This window comes from Bacteroides mediterraneensis, from assembly GCF_016900355.1.
Taxonomy (GTDB): Bacteria; Bacteroidota; Bacteroidia; order Bacteroidales; family Bacteroidaceae; genus Phocaeicola.
Window position 1 is genome coordinate 30,478 of the sequence record NZ_JACJKA010000017.1, and the last position, 19,768, is coordinate 50,245.

Consider the following 19,768-nt stretch of genomic DNA (forward strand, 5'->3'; position numbering starts at 1 on the left):
GTTTATTTTTATTTACTACGCTATTTCGACAATATAATATATGGAAACTTTTTTGAAGCAGGTGGCCGCTGATTTGTACCGGAAGTTGCACGGAGACTTTACCAAGGTAGCCGTGGTGTTCCCCAACAAACGTGCCAGCCTCTTTTTCAACGAATACCTGGCGCAGGAGTCCGACCGTCCGGTCTGGTCACCAGCCTATGTGAGCATCAGTGAACTGTTCCGCCAGTCGTCGCAATGGGTTACGGGCGACTCCATCAAACTGGTGTGCGACCTCTACAAGGTGTTCCGGGAAGTGACCGGAAGCAAGGAAAGTCTCGATGATTTCTATTTCTGGGGTGAGATGCTCATCAGTGATTTCGACGACGCCGACAAGAACCTGGTCGACACGAAGGCTCTCTTCAGCAACCTGAAAGACTTGAACAAGCTGACGGCTGAATATGATTTTCTGGAGGAAGGACAGAAGGAAGCATTGAGCCAGTTTTTTCGCAATTTCTCCCTCGAGCAGGTCACGGAACTGAAGCGACGTTTCATCTCACTGTGGGACGTACTGGGCGACATCTATACGCAATACAAGGAACGGCTCCGCGAACAAGGCATCGCCTACGAAGGAATGCTATACCGCGAGGTGACGGAAACGATGGACGTACAGAAGTTCCCCTACGATACCTACGTGTTCGTGGGATTCAACGTGCTGAACAAGGTGGAACAAACTCTGTTCAGCAAATTGCATGCGGCCGGGAAAGCCCTATTCTACTGGGATTACGACACCTTCTATTTGAACAAGCATCCGCACGAGGCGGGCGAGTTTATCCGCCGGAACCTGAAGAACTTCCCATCGGAATTACCGCCAGCTCTGTTCGACCACCTGAATCACCCGAAAGAGATTACCTTCATCGAATCGCCTACGGAGAACGGGCAGGCACGCTACCTGCCGCAGTGGATTCGGGAAAACCTGACGGAGAACGAAAAGGAAACGGCGGTGGTGCTCTGCAACGAGGCCATGCTGCAACCTGTATTACATTCGCTGCCGGAGAACGTGCACCACATCAACATCACTATGGGTTTCCCGCTTTCGCAAACCCCGGCCTACAGTTTCGTGAAGACGCTGTTGGAACTGCACATTTCAGGCTACAATCCCCGCAGTGGACGCTACCAGTTTGCCGAGGTCATCAGTGTGCTGAAGCATCCGTACACGCAACTGCTTTCGGAAGCGGCCACTCCGCTGGAAAAGGAGCTGACGGAGAAGAACCGCTTCTATCCACTGCCGTCGGAACTGGAACGGGATGAGGCCCTATCCCTGCTGTTCAAACCCTGTAGCCACAACGAGGAACTGTGCAAAAGGCTGGCCGACATCCTGAAGCAGGTGGCACAGCTGTACCGCAAGCAGGCGGCCTCCACCAGCGATGCCCTCGACCAGCTCTATCGGGAAGCCTTGTTCAAAAGCTTTACCATGGTCAACCGTTTCCATGCGTTGCTTGAAAGCAAGGATTTGGAAGTGCAACCTGCCACCTTCCACCGGCTGCTCGTACGGGTCATGTCGACTGCCAGCATTCCGTTCCATGGCGAACCGGCCATTGGTATGCAAGTGATGGGGGTATTGGAAACCCGCAACCTGGATTTCCGCCACATCATCCTGCTGTCGGTCAACGAAGGACAGTTGCCCAAGGCGGGAGGCGATTCCTCGTTCATCCCCTACAACTTGCGCAAGGCATTCGGCATGACTACCATCGACCATAAGATTGCTGTCTATGCCTACTACTTCTACCGTCTGTTGCAACGGGCGGAAAAAGCAACTTTGGTGTATAATACGGTGAGCGACGGTATGAACCGGGGTGAGATGTCACGCTTCATGCTCCAGCTGCTGATTGAATGGGGTTATCCCGTACAGAGGAAACAACTGGAAGCCGAACAGTCGCCGGTCGCATCCTCCCCTATCTGCATCCCCAAATCAGCCGACATTTTGAAACGGATGCAGCAGGTATTCGATGTGCGGGTGAATCCGAAAGCTTTCTTCTCTCCCTCGGCCCTGAACTGCTACCTCGACTGTCCGCTGAAGTTCTATTACAAGTATGTGGCCGGACTTTCGGCACCTGATGAAGTGAGTGCGGAAATTGACTCGGCCAAATTTGGAAGTATCTTCCACTACGCAGCCGAACACATCTACAAAGATTTGACGGCACATGGAAAGCTTATCAATAAAGAAACTTTGGAAGCCCTGCTCAAAGAGGAAGTAAAACTACAGAACTACGTGGACAACGGATTCAAGGAACTGTTCTTTCACCTCCCTGCCGACGAACGTCCGGAATACAACGGCATCCAGCTCATCAACTCGGCCGTCATCCTGCGCTACGTCCAACAATTGCTGCGCAATGACCTGCGTCATGCTCCTTTCACCTTCGTGGGCTCTGAACAGCGCATCATGGAAGACATTGAGATACAAACGTCCAAAGGCGCGATTCATTCGCGAATGGGCGGTATCATCGACCGAATGGACAGCAAAGACAATGTGCTCCGCATCGTCGATTACAAGACAGGCGGAAAAGCAGACACTCCGCCTAGCGTGAAATCTTTGTTCACACCGGGTTCCAAGCGTTCCAACTATGTATTCCAGACCTTCTTGTATGCCGCCATCGTATGCAAGAAGCTACGGGAACGGAACGACGACCGGAAAGTAGCTCCTTCCCTGCTCTACATTCATCGGGCCGCCTCCGAAGATTATTCACCGGTCATCCAACTCAAGGAATCGTACAACAAAACGACTCCAGTAGAAGATTTCGCTCTGTTGGAAGAAGAATTCCGCAGCCGGCTGAAAGCGCTTCTAGAAGAAGTGTTCAATCCAGAAGTGGATTTCCATCAAACCGAGGAGGAAGACCCATGTATGTATTGTGATTTCAAAGGAATGTGTAAAAGATAGAATCAAAAACCAAACAATTGTTAAATATACAATTTGCTTTGAACAATCCATGAAAACCAATTGTTATAAAGATGTTTTTCATAGTAATAGATAAGAACAGTATTGGTATTTGTGAAAATATCAGCTGTAAGGACAAAAGCGTTTGTTCTTGAATATAAGAGAGACTGCATTTCCCCGGCAGTCTCTCTTAATTTTTTATCCCAATCACAAATGTCTCTTATTTCTGATAGTCGTAATACCACCAGTAGGTATCTCCGAATTCCCGTCGCATGCGATTTTGTTCTTCCAACGCAGAACCTCCTTTTTGCTGCAATTCACGATAAGCCTTGAAGCGCCTGATCATCAAACTGTCGGCCACGGGAAAAAGAGTATCGTTCCGCTCCGCATGATACAATACGGCTGCTTCCCGATAATATCGTGGCAAGGTATCTTCCGGAAGATAAAAGTCGGGCACAGCCTCCATAAAGCGATCCAACTGTTTCTCCAGCAACAAAGCCGAAAGATAATAATCCAAAGAAGTATATTTACCTGACCCCTTGTAACAAATGTTCCGCAGGAACACCATCCGGTCTTCTCCAGCATACGGACGGGCTCCTAACAGATAATAAATGGAATCGTTCGTATAACGAAGCGTATGCAGGGAATCTGAATCAAAAAACAATCCATCGGAACGATAATACTGCGGATAGGCAAACAGCTTGTCTCCCATCTGTCCCAAGTGAGACAATGCCACCGCCCGAAAGACAGTCAAAGTACGACTTGCCTCTAACGAACGTTCCCCTACCTCCAGCACCTTGTCATATTCCTGAGTACGCAAATAATATTCCGCTTCCAGTTCATGGTGATAAGTACGGTTGGAATCACCTACACACACCGTCAGCACGCACAAGCCCAACAGAATGGCCAGGTTACTGTTCACCAACCCCCAGACATTCCCTTCCTGATTCAGCTGCACCCGGAAGACTCCACGTAACCAGTACCCCAGGCCGACAAACAGCAGCACCAGCAAGGGCAACAGCCACGTCCACGGCGTATGATAGTCGGACATATAGACCCCGCGTCCCACATCCGTCAGGGCACAGAGTACCAGAAAAGAAGGTAAATAGGCTAAGGCACGTACCTTTCCTTTCAGCCCCAGCAGACTGTTCACTCCCCACCGCAACAACAACAGAATGAGGGTAATGATAATGGCGCTGGCCAACGGAGCAAACACGGTCTTTCCGTGCGCCAGTGAGAAGTGGAGTGCCTCCAGCACATCCCGTTGGAACACATAGAGATAGACAAAACTAAATAGAGAAAAAAGAAGACCGCATACAGCAATCATGATGCGTGCAGTCTTCTTATAAAGTGCATTTGTGTAATCACTCATACAAAATTATTCTTTCACTCGTTTCAATACCACTGCAGAACGGGCCGGCACATACAGTTTCAGCCATTCTTTCTTATCTTTTGCATAAAGCGGATCGGCACAGGTAAAGTGGCGGAGACTGTCGTCTGAGAAGCCGAAACCACCAAACTGTTTGTTATCCGTATTCAACACCACATCATAAGCTCCTCTCGGAACAAGGAAGCCGTAATCGGTGAACGAACGGGTCGGGTTGAAATTAAACACGAATACCAAATCCTTCCGGCGGAAAGCCAGAATCTGGTCGCCGTCGTTGTGCCATACTTCAATGACCTCCGATTTCTGGATATTCTTCACACTACGCAACAGCTTGACCATGCTCTCATCAAAATCGCCCAGATAATGATAGCACAATGTCGGGTCGTCTACCAAATGCCACTGACGACGGGCATACTTATACGACCAGCCATTGCCTTCGCGCGGGAAGTCAATCCATTCCGGATGACCGAACTCATTACCCATGAAGTTCAGATAACCTCCATTGATAGTGGAAGCGGTAAGCAGACGAATCATCTTGTGCAAAGCGATACCTCGTTCTACCACGCCGTTCTCGTCACCAATCTTGAAATGCCAGTACATGTCGGCATCAATCAGGCGGAAGATGATGGTCTTGTCGCCTACCAGTGCCTGGTCGTGACTCTCACAATACGAAATAGTCTTTTCATCCTTGCGACGGTTGGTCACTTCCCAGAACAGACTTGAAGGTTTCCAGTCCTCGTCCTTGCGTTCCTTGATCATCTTAATCCAGTAGTCTGGAATGTTCATCGCCATACGGTAGTCGAAGCCATAGCCACCATCCTCAAAAGGTGCAGCCAGTCCCGGCATACCCGAAACTTCCTCAGCAATGGTGATGGCCTTCGGATTCACCTCATGAATCAGACGGTTGGCCAATGTCAGGTAACAGATGGCATTGTCATCCTCGTGCCCGTTGAAATAATCACCGTAATTGCAGAAAGCCTCTCCCAGTCCATGACTGTAATATAACATGGAGGTTACTCCATCGAAACGGAAACCGTCGAAATGGAATTCCTCCAGCCAGTATTTGCAATTGGACAACAGGAAGTGAATCACCTCGTTCTTACCGTAATCGAAGCAAAGCGAATCCCATGCCGGATGTTCCCGACGTGCGCCCGGATAGAAATACTGGCAAGGATCACCGGCAAAGTTACCCAATCCTTCCACCTCGTTCTTCACGGCATGTGAATGTACAATATCCATGATGACGGCAATGTTCATCTGATGTGCCGTATCAATGAGCTGTTTCAATTCCTCCGGTGTTCCGAAACGGGAAGACGGAGCAAAGAAGCTGGACACATGGTAACCGAAGCTGCCATAGTAGGGATGTTCCTGAATAGCCATAATCTGAATGCAATTATAGCCGTCTTTTGCGATACGGGGAAGCACGTTCTCACGGAACTCGTTGTATGTTCCCACCTTTTCCGCATCCTGTGCCATACCGATGTGGCACTCATAAATCATCAGTGGAGACACATTCGGCGTAAAACTCTTTTTCTTGAACTTATACGGTTTCTCCGGATTCCATACCTGCGCACTGAAAATCTTGGTCTGTTCATCCTGCACTACACGAGTAGCCCATGCTGGAATACGTTCGCCGCATCCACCTTCCCAATACACTTTCAGCTTGTACAAGTCGCCATGCTTCATGGCCTTTTCCGGCAGATTGATTTCCCAGTTGCCCGTCTTGCGGACCCGTTTCAAGCGGAAAGCCTGTTTCTCCTGCCATCCGTTGAAATCACCCACCAGATAGATTTCGGTGGCATTAGGAGCCCATTCCCGGAAAGTCCATCCTTTGTCGGTGCGATGCAATCCGAAATAAAGATGGCCTGTCGCAAAGTCCGACAATGTTTTCTTTCCTACCAGTTCTTTTTCTTTCTCTATTGCATGCTGGTGACGGCCATTAATAGCATTGGCATACGGTTCCAGCCACGGATCATTCTTTATGATATTCAATACCTTGTCCATAGTATTAGTTATTAGAAATTATTTGACATGTACTTTTACAATCACTTTTCTCACTTTTTCGGGAGTCACGCCCGGCGCATGTGCATCTTCCGGAAAGAAGATGACGAACATCCCCGGCTTCACGGTCAAATAGTCAGTGGCCGCTTCTTCATAGAAAGCAATATCCTTTTCGGTATCATAAGTGGCTTCGGGCAAGTCGGCACGCGGCATATAGCCCATCACTTCCACCCCCGACAACGGAAGCTGGATGTCAATGAATTCATTGTGCGTTTCAAGACGCGCCTCGGCCTTTGTCTTCGGACCGACCTCCGAAAAGTTCACTGTCAGTTCCCCTTCTTTCAGCACCACTTTCCCCGACTCATGTGCCTGCAGGTCGGTCGCTTTCAAGAAAGCCATCGCCTCTGAAAACAAAGGGTTCAGTGAAACATATCTTTCCAAGTTTTCCAATTTGTCAATTATCATATCACTCTACATTTAAGCAGTTAATATTCTTTTATTCAAACTCGTCTATCGTTTCATTCGTAAAATCGGCAAAACGCTTCAGCTGCCTGAACACGTCCATCATCCGGTCCAGGTAATCCGGACGGGAGAAAAACTCATCCTCCAACGGACAAGCGACCGTATAATCCTTGCAACGGATATACTGCGGATAAGGAAAATCTTTCGGAAATCCCTTGGGTACCGTCTTCAAATGCGTCTCCCCTATTACAGGGAAATATTGGTGAAAAGCCGGATCTTCCACAATGGCCCGAAACTCGTCGATACGGTCACACACCGACTGCCGCACGGCCCGCAGCATATCCGCAGGCATGCACCAGCTTCCCCCGGCCAGCATACAATTGCCCGGTTCCAAATGTAAATAATAACCACAATGATTGGATTTCTTTCCCCTCGCATTGATATATCCCCCGATGTGGGTCTTGTAAGGAGATTTGTCCGCAGAGAAACGGACATCCCGATAGATACGATACATACAATCGTGCGGAAGCACATGGGCCACACTCTCATCGAACAATGAGAGACGGGCGATGACGATGCCCAGCAGCTCCTCAAAATCAGCCTGCACACTCAAATACTCCGCTTTATGTTCCTGAAACCACTCCCGGTTGTTGTTTACCGCCAGCACTTTCAGGAAATCCAATATGCCCGGTATATCCATATCTTTTCCTTTTGAGTTACACAAACTTACGAAATTAATTCCTATCCGTCGAATAAAACAGGCGTTTTTTTACCTCATTTCAACAGATTCAGCAGGAAATCGTGTACTTTTCCATTCGAAGCTACCACTTCCCGACCTGAATAATACGAATCACCACCTGAAAAGTCCGTCACCCGACCTCCTGCATTCTGTACCAGCAGGATACCGGCCGCCACATCCCACGGACAGGTAAAAGCTTCGGCACGAGCCTCAAAACGTCCGTCGGCCACGTAACACATTTCCGCAGCTGCCGCACCTACCACCCGAATGCCTGCCACATTGCCGTAACATCCTTCAATCAGACGGTTAAATACCGGTTTATAGGCTTCCGCATCATACGGCAACCCGAAAGCCATAAACGCATCATCGGGTGAAGTTACCCCCGAGACCCGTATCTGTCGGTCGTTACAGAAAGAAGGGGCTCCTTTGTAGGTCCAGAAACATTCATCACGACAGATTTCATACACCACGCCCAACAGAATTTCTTCACGGTTGCGAAGAGCAATGCTGATGCAATAAGGTGCATGATTATGAATAAAATTGGTAGTTCCATCCAACGGATCCACTACCCAACAGTATTCCTCGTCGGTATGACTTCCACTCCCCTCTTCTGCAATAAAGCCTGCCTCAGGGAGCAACTCCCGCAGACAGGCCACTATTCTTCGTTCCGATTCTTTGTCTACATACGACACATAGTCGTGTGCGTGTTTCTTTTCAATCCGTTCCCGGCTGAATTTTGTCCGTTCTTCACGGATAAAAGCTCCCGTGTTCACGGCAAGCTCACGCACTTTCAAAGTCAGTTCGGATAAATCTCTGTTCATTTTTTCTCCTCCAACAAACGTCCGTACTTGAAAGTTCCTTTCCGGATGACATTTCCATTGGTATCCGTTTCGATAAAGGGGCCGTCTTTCTTGCCTTGCTTAAAGAAACCCTCAAAACGTACACCTTCCTTATCAATCAGCACACCTTTTCCATCTTCCTTACCCCGCACGAATCCACCTGTATAGACCGATCCGTCGGCCATACGCAAGGTACCTTCTCCTTCCGCCATGTTATTCTTCCACTGGCCTTCGTATTCATCGCCATTGGCCCACTTGTACTTGCCAAAACCTGAACGCTGGTTCTTCACCCATTGTCCGTCGTACACAGCTCCATTGGCCCAAGTGAACGTACCCTGACCTTCCTGCCAGCCATTCAAAAACTGTCCCACGTACTTATCGCCATTCGGGTAAGTATAAATACCGCGCCCCGTACGTTCGCCATTGGCATAATCACCTTCGTAGCGTTCGCCGTTCTGGAAATAATAAATGCCTTTTCCATCTTGTACATCCTCTTTCCAGTCGCCCACATACTTGTCACCGTTGGTATAATAGAAGGTACCTTTTCCGTGACGCATACCGTCCTTCCATTCACCTTCGTACTTCGACTTGTCTTCCCATACCATGGTACCCTTTCCGTTTTTCAGGTCGTTTTTCCATTCGCCTGTATAGACCGCGCCCCCTTTCCAGGTATAGGTGCCTTGTCCGTTACGCTTGTCATGATGCCATGTACCGGAATATAAATCCCCGTTGTAATAAGTCATGGTACCTTCTCCTTCCTGGAAATCAGCATACCACATTCCTTCATAACGGTTGTTGTTCATGAAATAATAGGTTCCCTTTCCGTGTTGCTGGTCTTCATACCACTGTCCCACGTATTTTTCGCCGTCGCTGAAGGTATACGTACCTTCTCCCTGGCGTTTCCCTTTCACATACTCTCCCTCGTACACGTCACCGTTACGAAAGACAGTCCGTCCCTTTCCGTTCGGCTTGCGTCCCTTCAGTTCCCCCGAATATTCTGCTCCATCTTTAAACTGATAGTATCCCAAAGACAACTGGGCCGAAGCTGAAACTGAACCCAAAGTCAGCAAAGTAAATAGTAATAATGTATGTTTGTTCATCCTTATTATTGGTCTGTTTTTTAAATCCGTTCAAAAATAGTCTTTTTACTTTTGCCCGCACCGACAGGTTTATACTTTTTTACCTGCCACCACTTCTATTAAGTTTTCTTTGCAGAAATAGCGCTGAGCCAGTGAGAGTAATTCCTCCGAAGTGACTTCCCGGATGGCTGCCAGCGAAGCATCGAAGAAATCCGGTTTCAGTCCGGCCGTCTCGATAAAAATCCACGCATCCGACAGGGAGAAAGCTCCTTCGTAAGAACGGCACATATCACCCAGCATGTAGTTGCGCACCATCTCCAGTTCCTCTGCCGGTACCTTTTCCTGTTGCAGACGATCCATTTCGTGATACACCTCCTTCACCACCGACTCGATGTACTCGTTGGCCGCTTCCGTACTGACAACCAGCAGGCTCGTGCCCGGATAAGACACCAGCCCAGCCCCAATACCGTAGGTATATCCCTTCTCTTCACGGATGTTCGACATCAGCCGACTGCCGAAATAGCCACCGAACAAGGTGACCAGCACCCGCAATTTCAGATAATCCGGATGCTTCCGGTCGAGTGAGAAACCTCCCATACGAAGAGAACTCTGTAAGGCATCTTCCTTTTCCACAAAAATCCGTTTGCTCCTATCCTTTATGATAGGCCATGTACGCTCCACCTTTTTCGATGTACAGTTGCCCCAAGAGGCTTCTCCCAAATGGTGCTCTATGCACTTGATCACCTCAGGGGTAACCTTGCCCGACACATACATTGAGCAATTTTCCGAATGGTAATACCGATAATAGAAATCCTTCAAATTTTCCACCTGAATACGTTCGTAATCCTCCAGCTCCGCATAGCGGCCCAAAGGATGCAAGGTTCCGAACAACGAACGGTTCAGCTGCTTGCGGGCCAAGACATCCACCCGTTGGTTGTTCACCAAAAACTGCTGGCGGTTGATGTCGCAGATAATCCGAAACTGTTCTTCCGGAAATACGGCTTCCTTCACCATTTCGGCAACAATCGCCAAGGTCTGGTCGAGGTATTTGGTCAGTGTGTATAACGTGACAAACCCACAATTGACCGAAGAAGAAAGGTCCAGCCACGCCCCGTAATAATCCAGTCGTTCAGCTATCTCACCCGAAGTCATCCGGACGGTTCCTTCACGCAACATACGGTTGGTAAACACCGCCTGTAAGGGCTGAAACTGGTCGAGCTGCCCGCTCCGCACCAGCAAATCAAACCGAATCACTTCTTCATTGCCCGCCGAAAGCACATACAGCGGCATACCGTTGGGCATGCGGTAGAGCTCCGGCTGCAAGATGGAGAAATGCTCCAGCTGACGAATGGCAGGAGCTACACTACGGTCAAGCTGCGTCATAGAGCCTCCTGATGATTGCGCAGGAATTCCTCGGCACGGGCCAAATCCTGCGGAGTGTCAATACCAATGGTCTCTACCTCACTGATGCCCACCTTGATGGAATAGCCGTTCTCCAGCCAACGAAGCTGTTCCAGCGATTCAGCCAGTTCCAGCGATGACTGTGGCAGAGCAGTAATCTCTTTCAGCACCGAAGCCCGATAGGCATACAGCCCGATGTGCTTGTAATATGTATGTCCGGCCAGCCACTCCTGTTTGTCGCGGTTACGCTGATAAGGAATAATGGAACGGCTGAAATAAAGCGCGTGCATATACTTGTCGACTACCACCTTCGGAGAATTGACATTCTCCAGCGCATCGAATCCGTCGGCTGGAGTAAAGGGCTTTACCAAAGTGGCAATCTGAGTGGCTTCGTCCTCGAAGCACGCCTTTACGGCTTCCAGCTGTGAACGCTGGATGAAAGGCTCGTCACCCTGAATGTTCACCACCACATCGTATCCGTTGCCCACCTTATAATAGGCCTCGTAACAACGGTCCGTACCACTCTTATGGTCTACTGAGGTCATTACTACTTTTCCCCCGAAAGCCTTGACGGCCGCTTCGATGCGTTCGTCGTCCGTAGCCACGTAAGCCTCATCCAGCACGCCAGCCACTTGTTCATAGACTCTCTGTATGACGGGTTTGCCTCCCAACAGCGCCAAGGGTTTGGCCGGGAAGCGAGTTGATGCATATCTTGCAGGAATAATTCCAATAAATTTCATGATTATTCTATTTGGGGTTTATCACGCAAAAATAATAAGATTTTTCTGAAACCCGAAAAGATAATTGCCTTTCCCAGTTTCAAAAGCCCTAAACCTGTCCAATCGACCAGACAAAAATCGTTATCTTCCAGAAATCCTGCCCTACAGGTCATAAACTTCTATCCTCCAGTGCTTACCCATTGCCTTTCAAGAAGGAAAAAACATGTTGAAAAACAGCTGAAAACGAGGGTAAAAAAACACAAGTGCGTTTCAACCAAAACGCAAGTACGTTTGAGTCCAAACGCAAGTGCGTTTCAAGTAAAACACAAGGACGTTTTGTCTTAAACGCAAGTGCGTTTTTTCAGACCTCAAAAACGGCCAAAAAGTGACATATTTCGGCTTATTTTCTATCTTTGCCCCAAAATTCAGAATGATTATGGAACAAACTACTCAACTTAACGAACATCACAAGCAGGAATACCCTCCCATGCATACCTGCGAACACATTATCAACCGCACGATGGTCAATCTTTTCGGATGCGGACGGGCGGTATCGGCCCACATTGAACGGAAGAAGAGCAAACTTGATTTCGCCCTTCCACAAGCTCCTACTGAAGAAGACATCGCCCGCATTGAAACTACCGTCAACGAGGTCATCGCCCGTCATCTGCCGGTCACCACGGAATTCACTACCCAAGAAGGCGCTGCCGGACGCTTTGACCTGAAACGCCTGCCTGAAGGGGCTTCCGACACAGTACGTGTGGTACACGTGGGTGACTATGACGAATGCCTGTGCATCGGACTGCACGTGGAAAACACCTCGGAAATCGGGACCTTCAAAATCATCAGCCACGACTACAAGGACGGCATCTTCCGGATGCGTTTCAAACTGGTTTAAACCGCACGTACTATGGCAAAGAAAAAAAGAGGCTCTTCCACCGGCTCGTTAAAAGGCTTCATCCTCTTACTGCTGATTCTCGGCGGAGGGACATACTTCTACCAAAACCAGCAGAACCTGCCCGAAGCAAAAGGACTGGAAAAAGGAATTTCGGAGACACTGGAAAAGGCCCGGAAAGAGGTATCACAACAAGTAACTCAGGATGAGGCTGAAGAAGCCGTTTCATCCTCATCCGCCAACCGTATCAGCAGCAAACTGGAGATTCCGGTCGTGCTAAAAAAACGGGAGGAAATCCAGTTGCAACGCACGGGCTACACGGTGTCGTACAACAATTTCTACAAGACACCCAACTGGGTGGCCTGGGAACTGACCCGCCAGGAAACGAAAGGAGACGAGGAACGGAAAAACCGCTTCGTGCCCGACCCGGACCTGCCCGAACCGCGCGTGGAGCACGCAGACTATACGCACTCCAGTTACGACCGGGGGCACATGGCACCGGCTGCCGATATGAAGTGGAGCAAAAAGGCCATGGAAGAATCGTTTTACATGAGCAACATCTGTCCGCAGAACCAAAAACTGAACCGTGACGACTGGGGTGACTTGGAAGAACTGTGCCGCAGCTGGGCACGGAAATACGGTACGGTGTACATTGCCTGCGGTCCGATTTACGACCAGAAACAGCCGAAGCGTATCGGAGAGCATCGGGTGGCCGTGCCCGACCGTTTCTTCAAGGTAGTACTGATTAACAACCGGAAAAATCCCATCGCCATGGGCTTTCTGTTCGACAACAAGGCCCATCATCAGGCCCTGCAAAAATATCTGGTACCGGTCGATTCAGTAGAGAAAGTGACAGGTATGGATTTCTTCTCCAAACTACCTGACAACGTGGAAAACCGTATAGAGGCCGAACTGCCGGCACTGCCTTCAGGAAGATGAAGGCAGACCGGCAACCGGTCACTCTGTTTATTCTTCCGCCTTGTATTCTTCAATACAAAAACGATTGACGGTGCAATGTATGGAATCCTGACTGGCACGGTAGACCACCATCTTCACGGCCATCCCGTCGTTAGCCTCCAACACATATTCATGGGTACCGTTCGTATTCATCCGATACCACATCCCGTTCTGCCCATAAAATATCCGCAAAAGATTTTCTGATGTATAATCCCAGCTGATACGGTACAGTCCGGTTTCTCCTTTATGAAAGGAAAAAGTACAGGAGTTCTCGTCATAATCCACGTAATCCAATGAGGTGACTTCGTCTTTATAAAAGTTCAATACGGCCGCCTGCCCCAAGGTATCATATTCAAGCCGGGTATAATTTTCATCTCCGCACTGATACCGGAAAGTTTCTCCCAAATGAATCTTCGGAAGGGGCGTATAGCCGTTCACATCTTCCTTGTCACAAGAAAACAAAAAGAGTAGTGCACACAAGCACAATCCTACATATAGCAGTTTTTTCATCGCGTGTTATTTTTATTACTCATCACATCCTCCCCCCAATGCATGGTAGAGGGTAATCACACTTTTAATCTCTGAGTTCCGGTCGGCCACCAGCGACAACCGTGCCATCAGCAACGACTGGCGGGCTGTCAGTACCTCCAGGTAATTTATTGTCCCGTGCTCCATCAGCAGTTCCGTATCGTGCAGGGCATCCGACAAATGACTCACCTGTTGCTGGTCGAGTTCGGTTTTCCGGCGAGCCGTCTGCCACTGGTTCAAGGCGTTATTCACCTCCGTTCCGGCATCCAACAACGTCTGCTGGAACTGAAGCAAGGCCTCTTCCTGCTGTGCCTTACTGATTTTCAGGTTGGCAATCAGTTGTCCGCGCTGAAAGAGGGGCTGTACCAAAGAACCTACAGCCTGCAGCAGCCAAGCACCCGGGTTGGTCACCAACGCTCCTCCGCTGTTGGTCCATCCGGCCGCACCGCTCAACGTCACACTGGGATAGAAGCTGGAACGTGCCTGATTGGTGGTATAGAAAGCCTGCTTGAGCGTAGCTTCCGCCTGCCTTACGTCGGGACGACCGGCCAGTAAATCCAACGGCACTCCTACCGACAGGATCTGCGGGAAATTCACCTCGCTGAGTGTGCCGCGTGCAATGTGCTGCGGAGTCCAGAAAAGCAGACTGCACAGACTGTTCTCCATCTCGGTCACCTGTTGCCGCAAGTCGAGCAAAGACGCTTCCGTATTCAAATGGGAAGCCTCCGCCTGATTCACCGTCGCACGGTCGGCCTGTCCGGCCCGCATCAGGGCATTCAGGCTACGGATGTATTCTTTCCAACTTTCCACCGTTTCTTCCGTCACAGCCACCTGCTCGTCGAGCATCAGCAAGGTGTAATAACTTTCCGCCACCGTGGCAATCAGCTGAGTCTGTACCGCCTGCCGATATGCCTCGCTCTGTTCCAATGCCGCTCGTTCTTTCCGTTTGGCATTAGTCAGCTTCCCAAAGAAATCCAGTTCCCAACTGGCAGAAGCCCCCAACGTATACGTTTTAGTGGGTTTGCTCCCGTCGTAACTGCTCAACGCCCCTTCCGGGTCCAGCTGTGCCGATGGCAGGTAAGCCTGCTTGGCCGAAACCAGCGAAGCCCGTGCTTCCTCCACCTTCAGACGAGCCACGTTCAAATCCGTATTGGCCTCCAGAGCCCGTTCAATAAGCTGTTGCAAAGAAGCGTCGGTAAACAATTCCTGCCATTTCAAGTCTCCCAGTGAGGAGGTGGTATCCACCTCCTCCGGGAGCGTTCCAAACAGTCCGTCGGTTTGCACTTCCGGCTGCTGATATTTGGTATAAATGCCACACCCGGTCAGCATACTGCCCAGGCAAACGAGCATTCCTAAATGACTTATATTTTTCTGCATATCAAAATCGTCTTTAGTAGATTAACTATTTCCGCCCAAAGCTCAGGCATCCGTATCCTCTTCTCTATGTCGGCGCGGCATCACCTTTTCCTCAATCACCTGGAACACGGTAAACAATACCGGCACCACAAACAACAGGGCTACCGTACCGACCAGCATTCCTCCTACCGTACCGACACCCAACGAACGGTTTCCATTGGCTCCGGCTCCCGTAGCGACAATCAGCGGGAACAAGCCGATAATCATGGTCAGCGCCGTCATCAGAATCGGACGCAGACGGACTCCGGCAGCCGCCACGGCAGCCTGCACAATACTCATTCCCTGCCGGCGACGGGCAGAAGCGTATTCGGTCAGCAAGATGGCTGTCTTCGCCAGCAAACCAATCAACATAATCAATCCGGTCTGCATGTAGATATTATTCTCCAACCCAAAGCACTTGGCAAACAGGAAGCTTCCCATCAGTCCGAAAGGTACGGCCAGAATCACCACCATCGGAATGAAGAGACTCTCATACAGTGAACACAAAATCAGGTAAATGAACACGATACAGATAATGAAGATAATCACGGTATTTCCCGTACTGCTGGATTCCTCACGCGTAATACCACTGAACTCATATCCATAGCCGGTAGGCAAGGTCTGCGCTGCCACTTCCTCAATGGCTGCAATGGCATCTCCCGAACTATATCCGTCGGCTGGCATTCCATTCACCGGAATGGAAGTGTACATGTTGAACCGTGTCAGCGTTTCTGCCCCGTACACCTTGGTCAAGGTGATGAACTGTCCCACAGGCGCCATAGCCCCGCTTTCGGTCCGTACGAACATGTTGTTGAGCGACTCCTTGTCCAAACGGTAATCCTTGCGTGCCTGAATCATGACACGATACAGCTTGGAAAAACGGTTCAAGTTGGAGCTGTAATTACCACCGATGTATCCGGAAAGCACACTCAACACATCGGATGTAGTGACACCTGCCCGCTGACACTTCGCGGCATCCACCTCTACCATATACTGCGGGAACTTTGTATCAAAAGTGGTATAGGCCATGGAAATTTCAGGCCGCTTGTTGAGGGCTGCAATGAAATTCTGGGTGTATTTCTGCAAATCGTCCACACTGCCTCCGGCACGGTCCTGCACATACATCTCGAAACCGCTACCCATACCATATCCCATGATGGTAGGCTGGGCGAAGGCAAAAATCTTGGCCGACTTGATGTCTGCCGTATGCTGATAGATGGCGGAAATCACTGCATTGATATTGTCCTCCGCTTTCTCCCGTTCATCCCAATGTTTCAGCTTGATAATCAACATACCTCCTGAAGCGGCCTGTCCGCCCATCATGCTGTAACCCGTCACATTGGAATACGTCTTTATCTGCGGAATCTCACGGATACGCTTGTCAATCATTTCCATCGTCTTGCGGGTCTGTGCCAAACTGCTTCCGGGAGGGGTAGTCACATTGACAAAGACTGTACCCATATCCTCATCCGGCACCAGTCCGGTCTTCGTGGTCCGCATGAAGAAAACCAACAAGGCACAAACGGCCACCAAGGAAACCCAGGCAATCCATTTCCGCCGCAGGAAGAACGACACGCCGTTTTTGTATTTCAGCACCAAGCGGTTGAACGAAGCCTCAAAGGCATGGTGGAAACGGGAAGAGAAGCTCAATTTCTCGCCCGTCGTCTTGTCCATGTGAGGCGTCATAATCAGGGCACACAACGCCGGACTGAGGGTCAAAGCATTGATGGCCGAGATACCCACTGCCACCGCCATGGTCAGACCGAACTGCGTATAGAATACCCCACTGGTTCCTCCCATGAACGAGGTAGGAATAAATACCGCCATGAACACCAGTGAGGTAGTAACAATGGCCGCAGAGATACCGTCCATGGCAGCCACCGTCGCCTTATAAGGAGAGCGGTAACCTTCATCAAACTTGGCCTGCACGGCCTCTACCACCACGATGGCATCGTCCACCACCGTACCAATCACCAATACCAGGGCAAAGAGGGTCAGCAGGTTCAGACTGAATCCAGCCACATAGAGGAAGGCGAACGTACCTACCAACGATACGATAATAGATACCGACGGAATGATGGTGGACCGTACACTCTGCAAGAAAAAATAAACCACCAGTACCACCAAAATGATGGCTTCAATCAAGGTCTTCACCACCTCATGCACCGACGCATCCAGGAAGTCCTTCGTACTCATCAGGTCGGTCAGCACCAATCCTTTGGGCAAGTCTTTCGAGATTTCTGCCATCAAAGCATCCACCTCCTTCACAATCTCGTTGGCATTTGAGCCGGCGGTCTGCGAAATCATACACGTAGCACCGGGGTGGCCCGCAATCTGGCTGTTATAGGCATAAGTCTGGGCACCTAATTCCACCTCGGCCACATCCTTCAGGCGGAGCACTTCACCTGAAGGCAAGGCCTTGAGCACCATGTTACCAAACTCTTCTGCCGTTTCATACCGACCCCGGTACTTGAGCGTGTATTGAAATGTATTTTCGGAATCCTCGCCCAACGTACCTGTAGCCGCTTCCACATTCTGGTCGTCGAGCAAAGCAATGACATCGGCCGGCACCAGCTGATGCTGGGCCATCTTCTGGGGATTCATCCAGATACGCATGGCATAATCCCCTCCCATCACGTTTACATTTCCGACGCCCGTGATACGGGAAAGACGAGGTTCTACGTTAATCTTGAAATAGTTGTTGATAAAATTCTGGTCGTAACTGTCGTCGGGACTGTACAATGCCAGAATCTTCACCATACTGTTCTGGCGTTTCTCCACAGTAACTCCCACTTTGGTCACCTCCGCCGGCAACAGTCCTTCCGCTTCCGACACACGGTTCTTCGTGTTGACGGTCGCCATGTCCGGATCGGTCCCTTGTGCAAAATACACCGTGATGGAAGCCGACCCCGTATTGGTTGCCGTGGAAGTCATATACGTCATGTTCTCTACCCCGTTGATGGCTTCTTCCAGCGGAGCGATGACACTCTTCAACACCGTTTCCGCATTGGCACCGGTATAAGTGGTCGACACCATGATGGTGGGCGGTGCGATGTCGGGATACTGCTCCATGGGAAGATTGCTCAGACCGATGATTCCCAATATCAGAATCAGCACGGAAATGGCACACGACAAGATAGGCCGGTCGATAAAAGTCTTCAGTTTCATGGCACCCTCCTATTCTTCAGTATGTGCGGAAAGAATCTGCGTATTTTCCTGAATCAGTCCTGCCCCTTCGGCCACAATCACGTCACCTTCCTGCAAGCCACTCTCTACAATGTATTCCTGTCCGTTGTTCAGCGGGAAGACCGTCACCTGAGCCGATTCGGCTTTACCTTCCTTGTTCACCTTATACACGTACACCTTGTCCTGGATTTCAAAAGTGGCTTCCTGCGGAACCACCAGCACATCGTTCTTGGTATAAGGCAATACCAGCGTGGCCGTACTTCCATTGCGTAACATACCTTCCGGATTGGGGAACACAGCCCGCAGACTGATGGCTCCGGTCTCCGTATCGATGGTACCGCTGATAGCATCCACCGTACCCTCATGGGCATACGTCGTACCGTCGCTCAGCAGCAACGACACTTTAGGCATGCCCGCCAGCGCCTTTTCCACGCTTCCATACTGGCGGACCAGCGACAATATCTGGTTTTCCGTAAGAGAAAAATACACATAAATTTCCTCGTCGTCGGAAACCGTCAGTAGCGGAGTGGTGATGGACGAATTAACCAAGGCCCCTACTCGATAAGAAGACATGCCTGCCACTCCGTTCACCGGGCTGCGTACTACGGTATAAGAAAGGTCGTTGCGGGCATTGGTCTCGGCTGCCTTGGCCTGTGCCAGACTGGCCTCTGCTTCCAGCAAGGAATTCCGTGCCGTCTGGCGGTCAAAATCAGAAACCACCTTTTCCTTGAAGAGTTCCTCCTTGCTGTCCGAGGTCAGACGGGCCGTAGCTACCGCCGCTTCCGCACTCTTCACATTGGCCACTGCCGTCTGCAAGGCTGCCTGATAGGGTACCTGATCAATCACAAAGAGCACCTGACCTTTCTGCACCTTGGCCCCTTCCTTCACGCAAATGTCGGTAATCGTACCGCTCACCTGCGGACGGATTTCCACACTCTGCCTTCCTTTCACCACCGCCGAGTAGCTGTTGGTGAGAAGACGATTCTCTTTTTTTACGGTCATGGTCTTGTATCCGCCCTCCTGCGAAGTACCGCCCGACTGTGTACAAGCCGTCAGCAGTCCCAGCAAAGTCACAAGACACGTTCCGACAAAAACAAATGCTTTTTTCATCTTGTTCTCTTTTTAGTTGATTTGACTCATTCTGTTGTTATAGCAAATGCAAATTTAGAAGCCTGCTCTACCAAGGTGTTTGTCCCAATCCTAAGAACATTTGTCCGAATCCATTCTTTAGCATTTATTCTGTTTACGATTTCTAAAACATATAAAAAG

General features: G+C 49.9%; 15 protein-coding genes. 3 read left to right on the top strand and 12 right to left on the bottom strand.

Going from position 1 to position 19,768, the window contains the following annotated elements; genetic code table 11:
* Window positions 1-40 precede the first annotated feature (40 nt).
* A complete protein-coding gene (locus H6A28_RS10110) occupies window positions 41-2,914 on the top strand; it encodes a PD-(D/E)XK nuclease family protein (protein WP_204480123.1) in 2,874 nt (957 codons plus the stop codon).
* A gap of 217 nt (window positions 2,915-3,131) precedes the next feature.
* Here H6A28_RS10110 and H6A28_RS10115 read toward each other — a convergent pair whose 3' ends face one another.
* From H6A28_RS10115 to kdsB, 8 genes are all read right to left on the bottom strand, one after another.
* Window positions 3,132-4,283: a DUF6057 family protein gene (locus H6A28_RS10115; RefSeq protein ID WP_204475406.1), complete on the bottom strand. Its 1,152-nt coding sequence runs from the start codon at window positions 4,281-4,283 to the stop codon at window positions 3,132-3,134.
* 6 nt (window positions 4,284-4,289) lie between these two features.
* Window positions 4,290-6,302, bottom strand: a complete 2,013-nt coding sequence (locus tag H6A28_RS10120; protein ID WP_204480125.1) for an alpha amylase C-terminal domain-containing protein — start codon at window positions 6,300-6,302, stop codon at window positions 4,290-4,292.
* Window positions 6,303-6,320: 18 nt separating this feature from the next.
* The gene (locus H6A28_RS10125) at window positions 6,321-6,764 is read right to left on the bottom strand and encodes a YhcH/YjgK/YiaL family protein (RefSeq protein WP_204475404.1); all 444 of its coding nucleotides are present in this window, start codon (window positions 6,762-6,764) and stop codon (window positions 6,321-6,323) included.
* A 31-nt stretch (window positions 6,765-6,795) separates the two neighbouring features.
* Window positions 6,796-7,461 (bottom strand): DUF2461 domain-containing protein, encoded by a 666-nt coding sequence (locus tag H6A28_RS10130; RefSeq protein ID WP_204475403.1) that lies wholly within the window; start codon window positions 7,459-7,461, stop codon window positions 6,796-6,798.
* Window positions 7,462-7,535: 74 nt separating this feature from the next.
* Complete coding sequence (locus H6A28_RS10135; RefSeq protein ID WP_204475402.1) at window positions 7,536-8,321, bottom strand: inositol monophosphatase family protein; 786 nt, start codon at window positions 8,319-8,321, stop codon at window positions 7,536-7,538.
* Entirely contained in the window at window positions 8,318-9,439 is a 1,122-nt protein-coding gene (locus tag H6A28_RS10140; protein WP_204480127.1) for a phosphatidylinositol-4-phosphate 5-kinase, read from the bottom strand. The genes H6A28_RS10135 and H6A28_RS10140 overlap by 4 nt, the downstream gene beginning before the upstream one ends.
* A gap of 69 nt (window positions 9,440-9,508) precedes the next feature.
* Window positions 9,509-10,801 carry a M16 family metallopeptidase gene (locus H6A28_RS10145; RefSeq protein ID WP_204475400.1) on the bottom strand — a complete coding sequence of 431 codons (1,293 nt, stop codon included), beginning with the start codon at window positions 10,799-10,801 and terminating at the stop codon, window positions 9,509-9,511.
* On the bottom strand, window positions 10,798-11,559 hold the full coding sequence (gene kdsB / locus H6A28_RS10150; RefSeq protein WP_204475399.1) for a 3-deoxy-manno-octulosonate cytidylyltransferase: 762 nt from the start codon (window positions 11,557-11,559) through the stop codon (window positions 10,798-10,800). Before kdsB ends, H6A28_RS10145 begins: the two co-directional genes overlap by 4 nt.
* Before the next feature lie 415 nt (window positions 11,560-11,974).
* Here kdsB and H6A28_RS10155 point away from each other — a divergent pair, with 415 nt between their 5' ends.
* Window positions 11,975-12,436 carry a hypothetical protein gene (locus tag H6A28_RS10155; RefSeq protein ID WP_204480129.1) on the top strand — a complete coding sequence of 154 codons (462 nt, stop codon included), beginning with the start codon at window positions 11,975-11,977 and terminating at the stop codon, window positions 12,434-12,436.
* Between the two features lie 12 nt (window positions 12,437-12,448).
* On the top strand, window positions 12,449-13,372 hold the full coding sequence (locus H6A28_RS10160) for a DNA/RNA non-specific endonuclease (protein ID WP_204480131.1): 924 nt from the start codon (window positions 12,449-12,451) through the stop codon (window positions 13,370-13,372).
* 27 nt (window positions 13,373-13,399) lie between these two features.
* Here H6A28_RS10160 and H6A28_RS10165 read toward each other — a convergent pair whose 3' ends face one another.
* Genes H6A28_RS10165 through H6A28_RS10180 form a run of 4 tightly spaced genes read right to left on the bottom strand, consistent with a single transcriptional unit; the run spans window position 13,400 to window position 19,609 of the window.
* A complete protein-coding gene (locus tag H6A28_RS10165) occupies window positions 13,400-13,900 on the bottom strand; it encodes a hypothetical protein (protein ID WP_204475396.1) in 501 nt (166 codons plus the stop codon).
* 15 nt (window positions 13,901-13,915) lie between these two features.
* A complete protein-coding gene (locus H6A28_RS10170; protein WP_204480133.1) occupies window positions 13,916-15,295 on the bottom strand; it encodes a TolC family protein in 1,380 nt (459 codons plus the stop codon).
* A gap of 42 nt (window positions 15,296-15,337) precedes the next feature.
* Complete coding sequence (locus tag H6A28_RS10175) at window positions 15,338-18,481, bottom strand: efflux RND transporter permease subunit (protein WP_204480135.1); 3,144 nt, start codon at window positions 18,479-18,481, stop codon at window positions 15,338-15,340.
* A 9-nt stretch (window positions 18,482-18,490) separates the two neighbouring features.
* On the bottom strand, window positions 18,491-19,609 hold the full coding sequence (locus tag H6A28_RS10180; RefSeq protein WP_204480136.1) for an efflux RND transporter periplasmic adaptor subunit: 1,119 nt from the start codon (window positions 19,607-19,609) through the stop codon (window positions 18,491-18,493).
* Window positions 19,610-19,768: the final 159 nt, after the last annotated feature.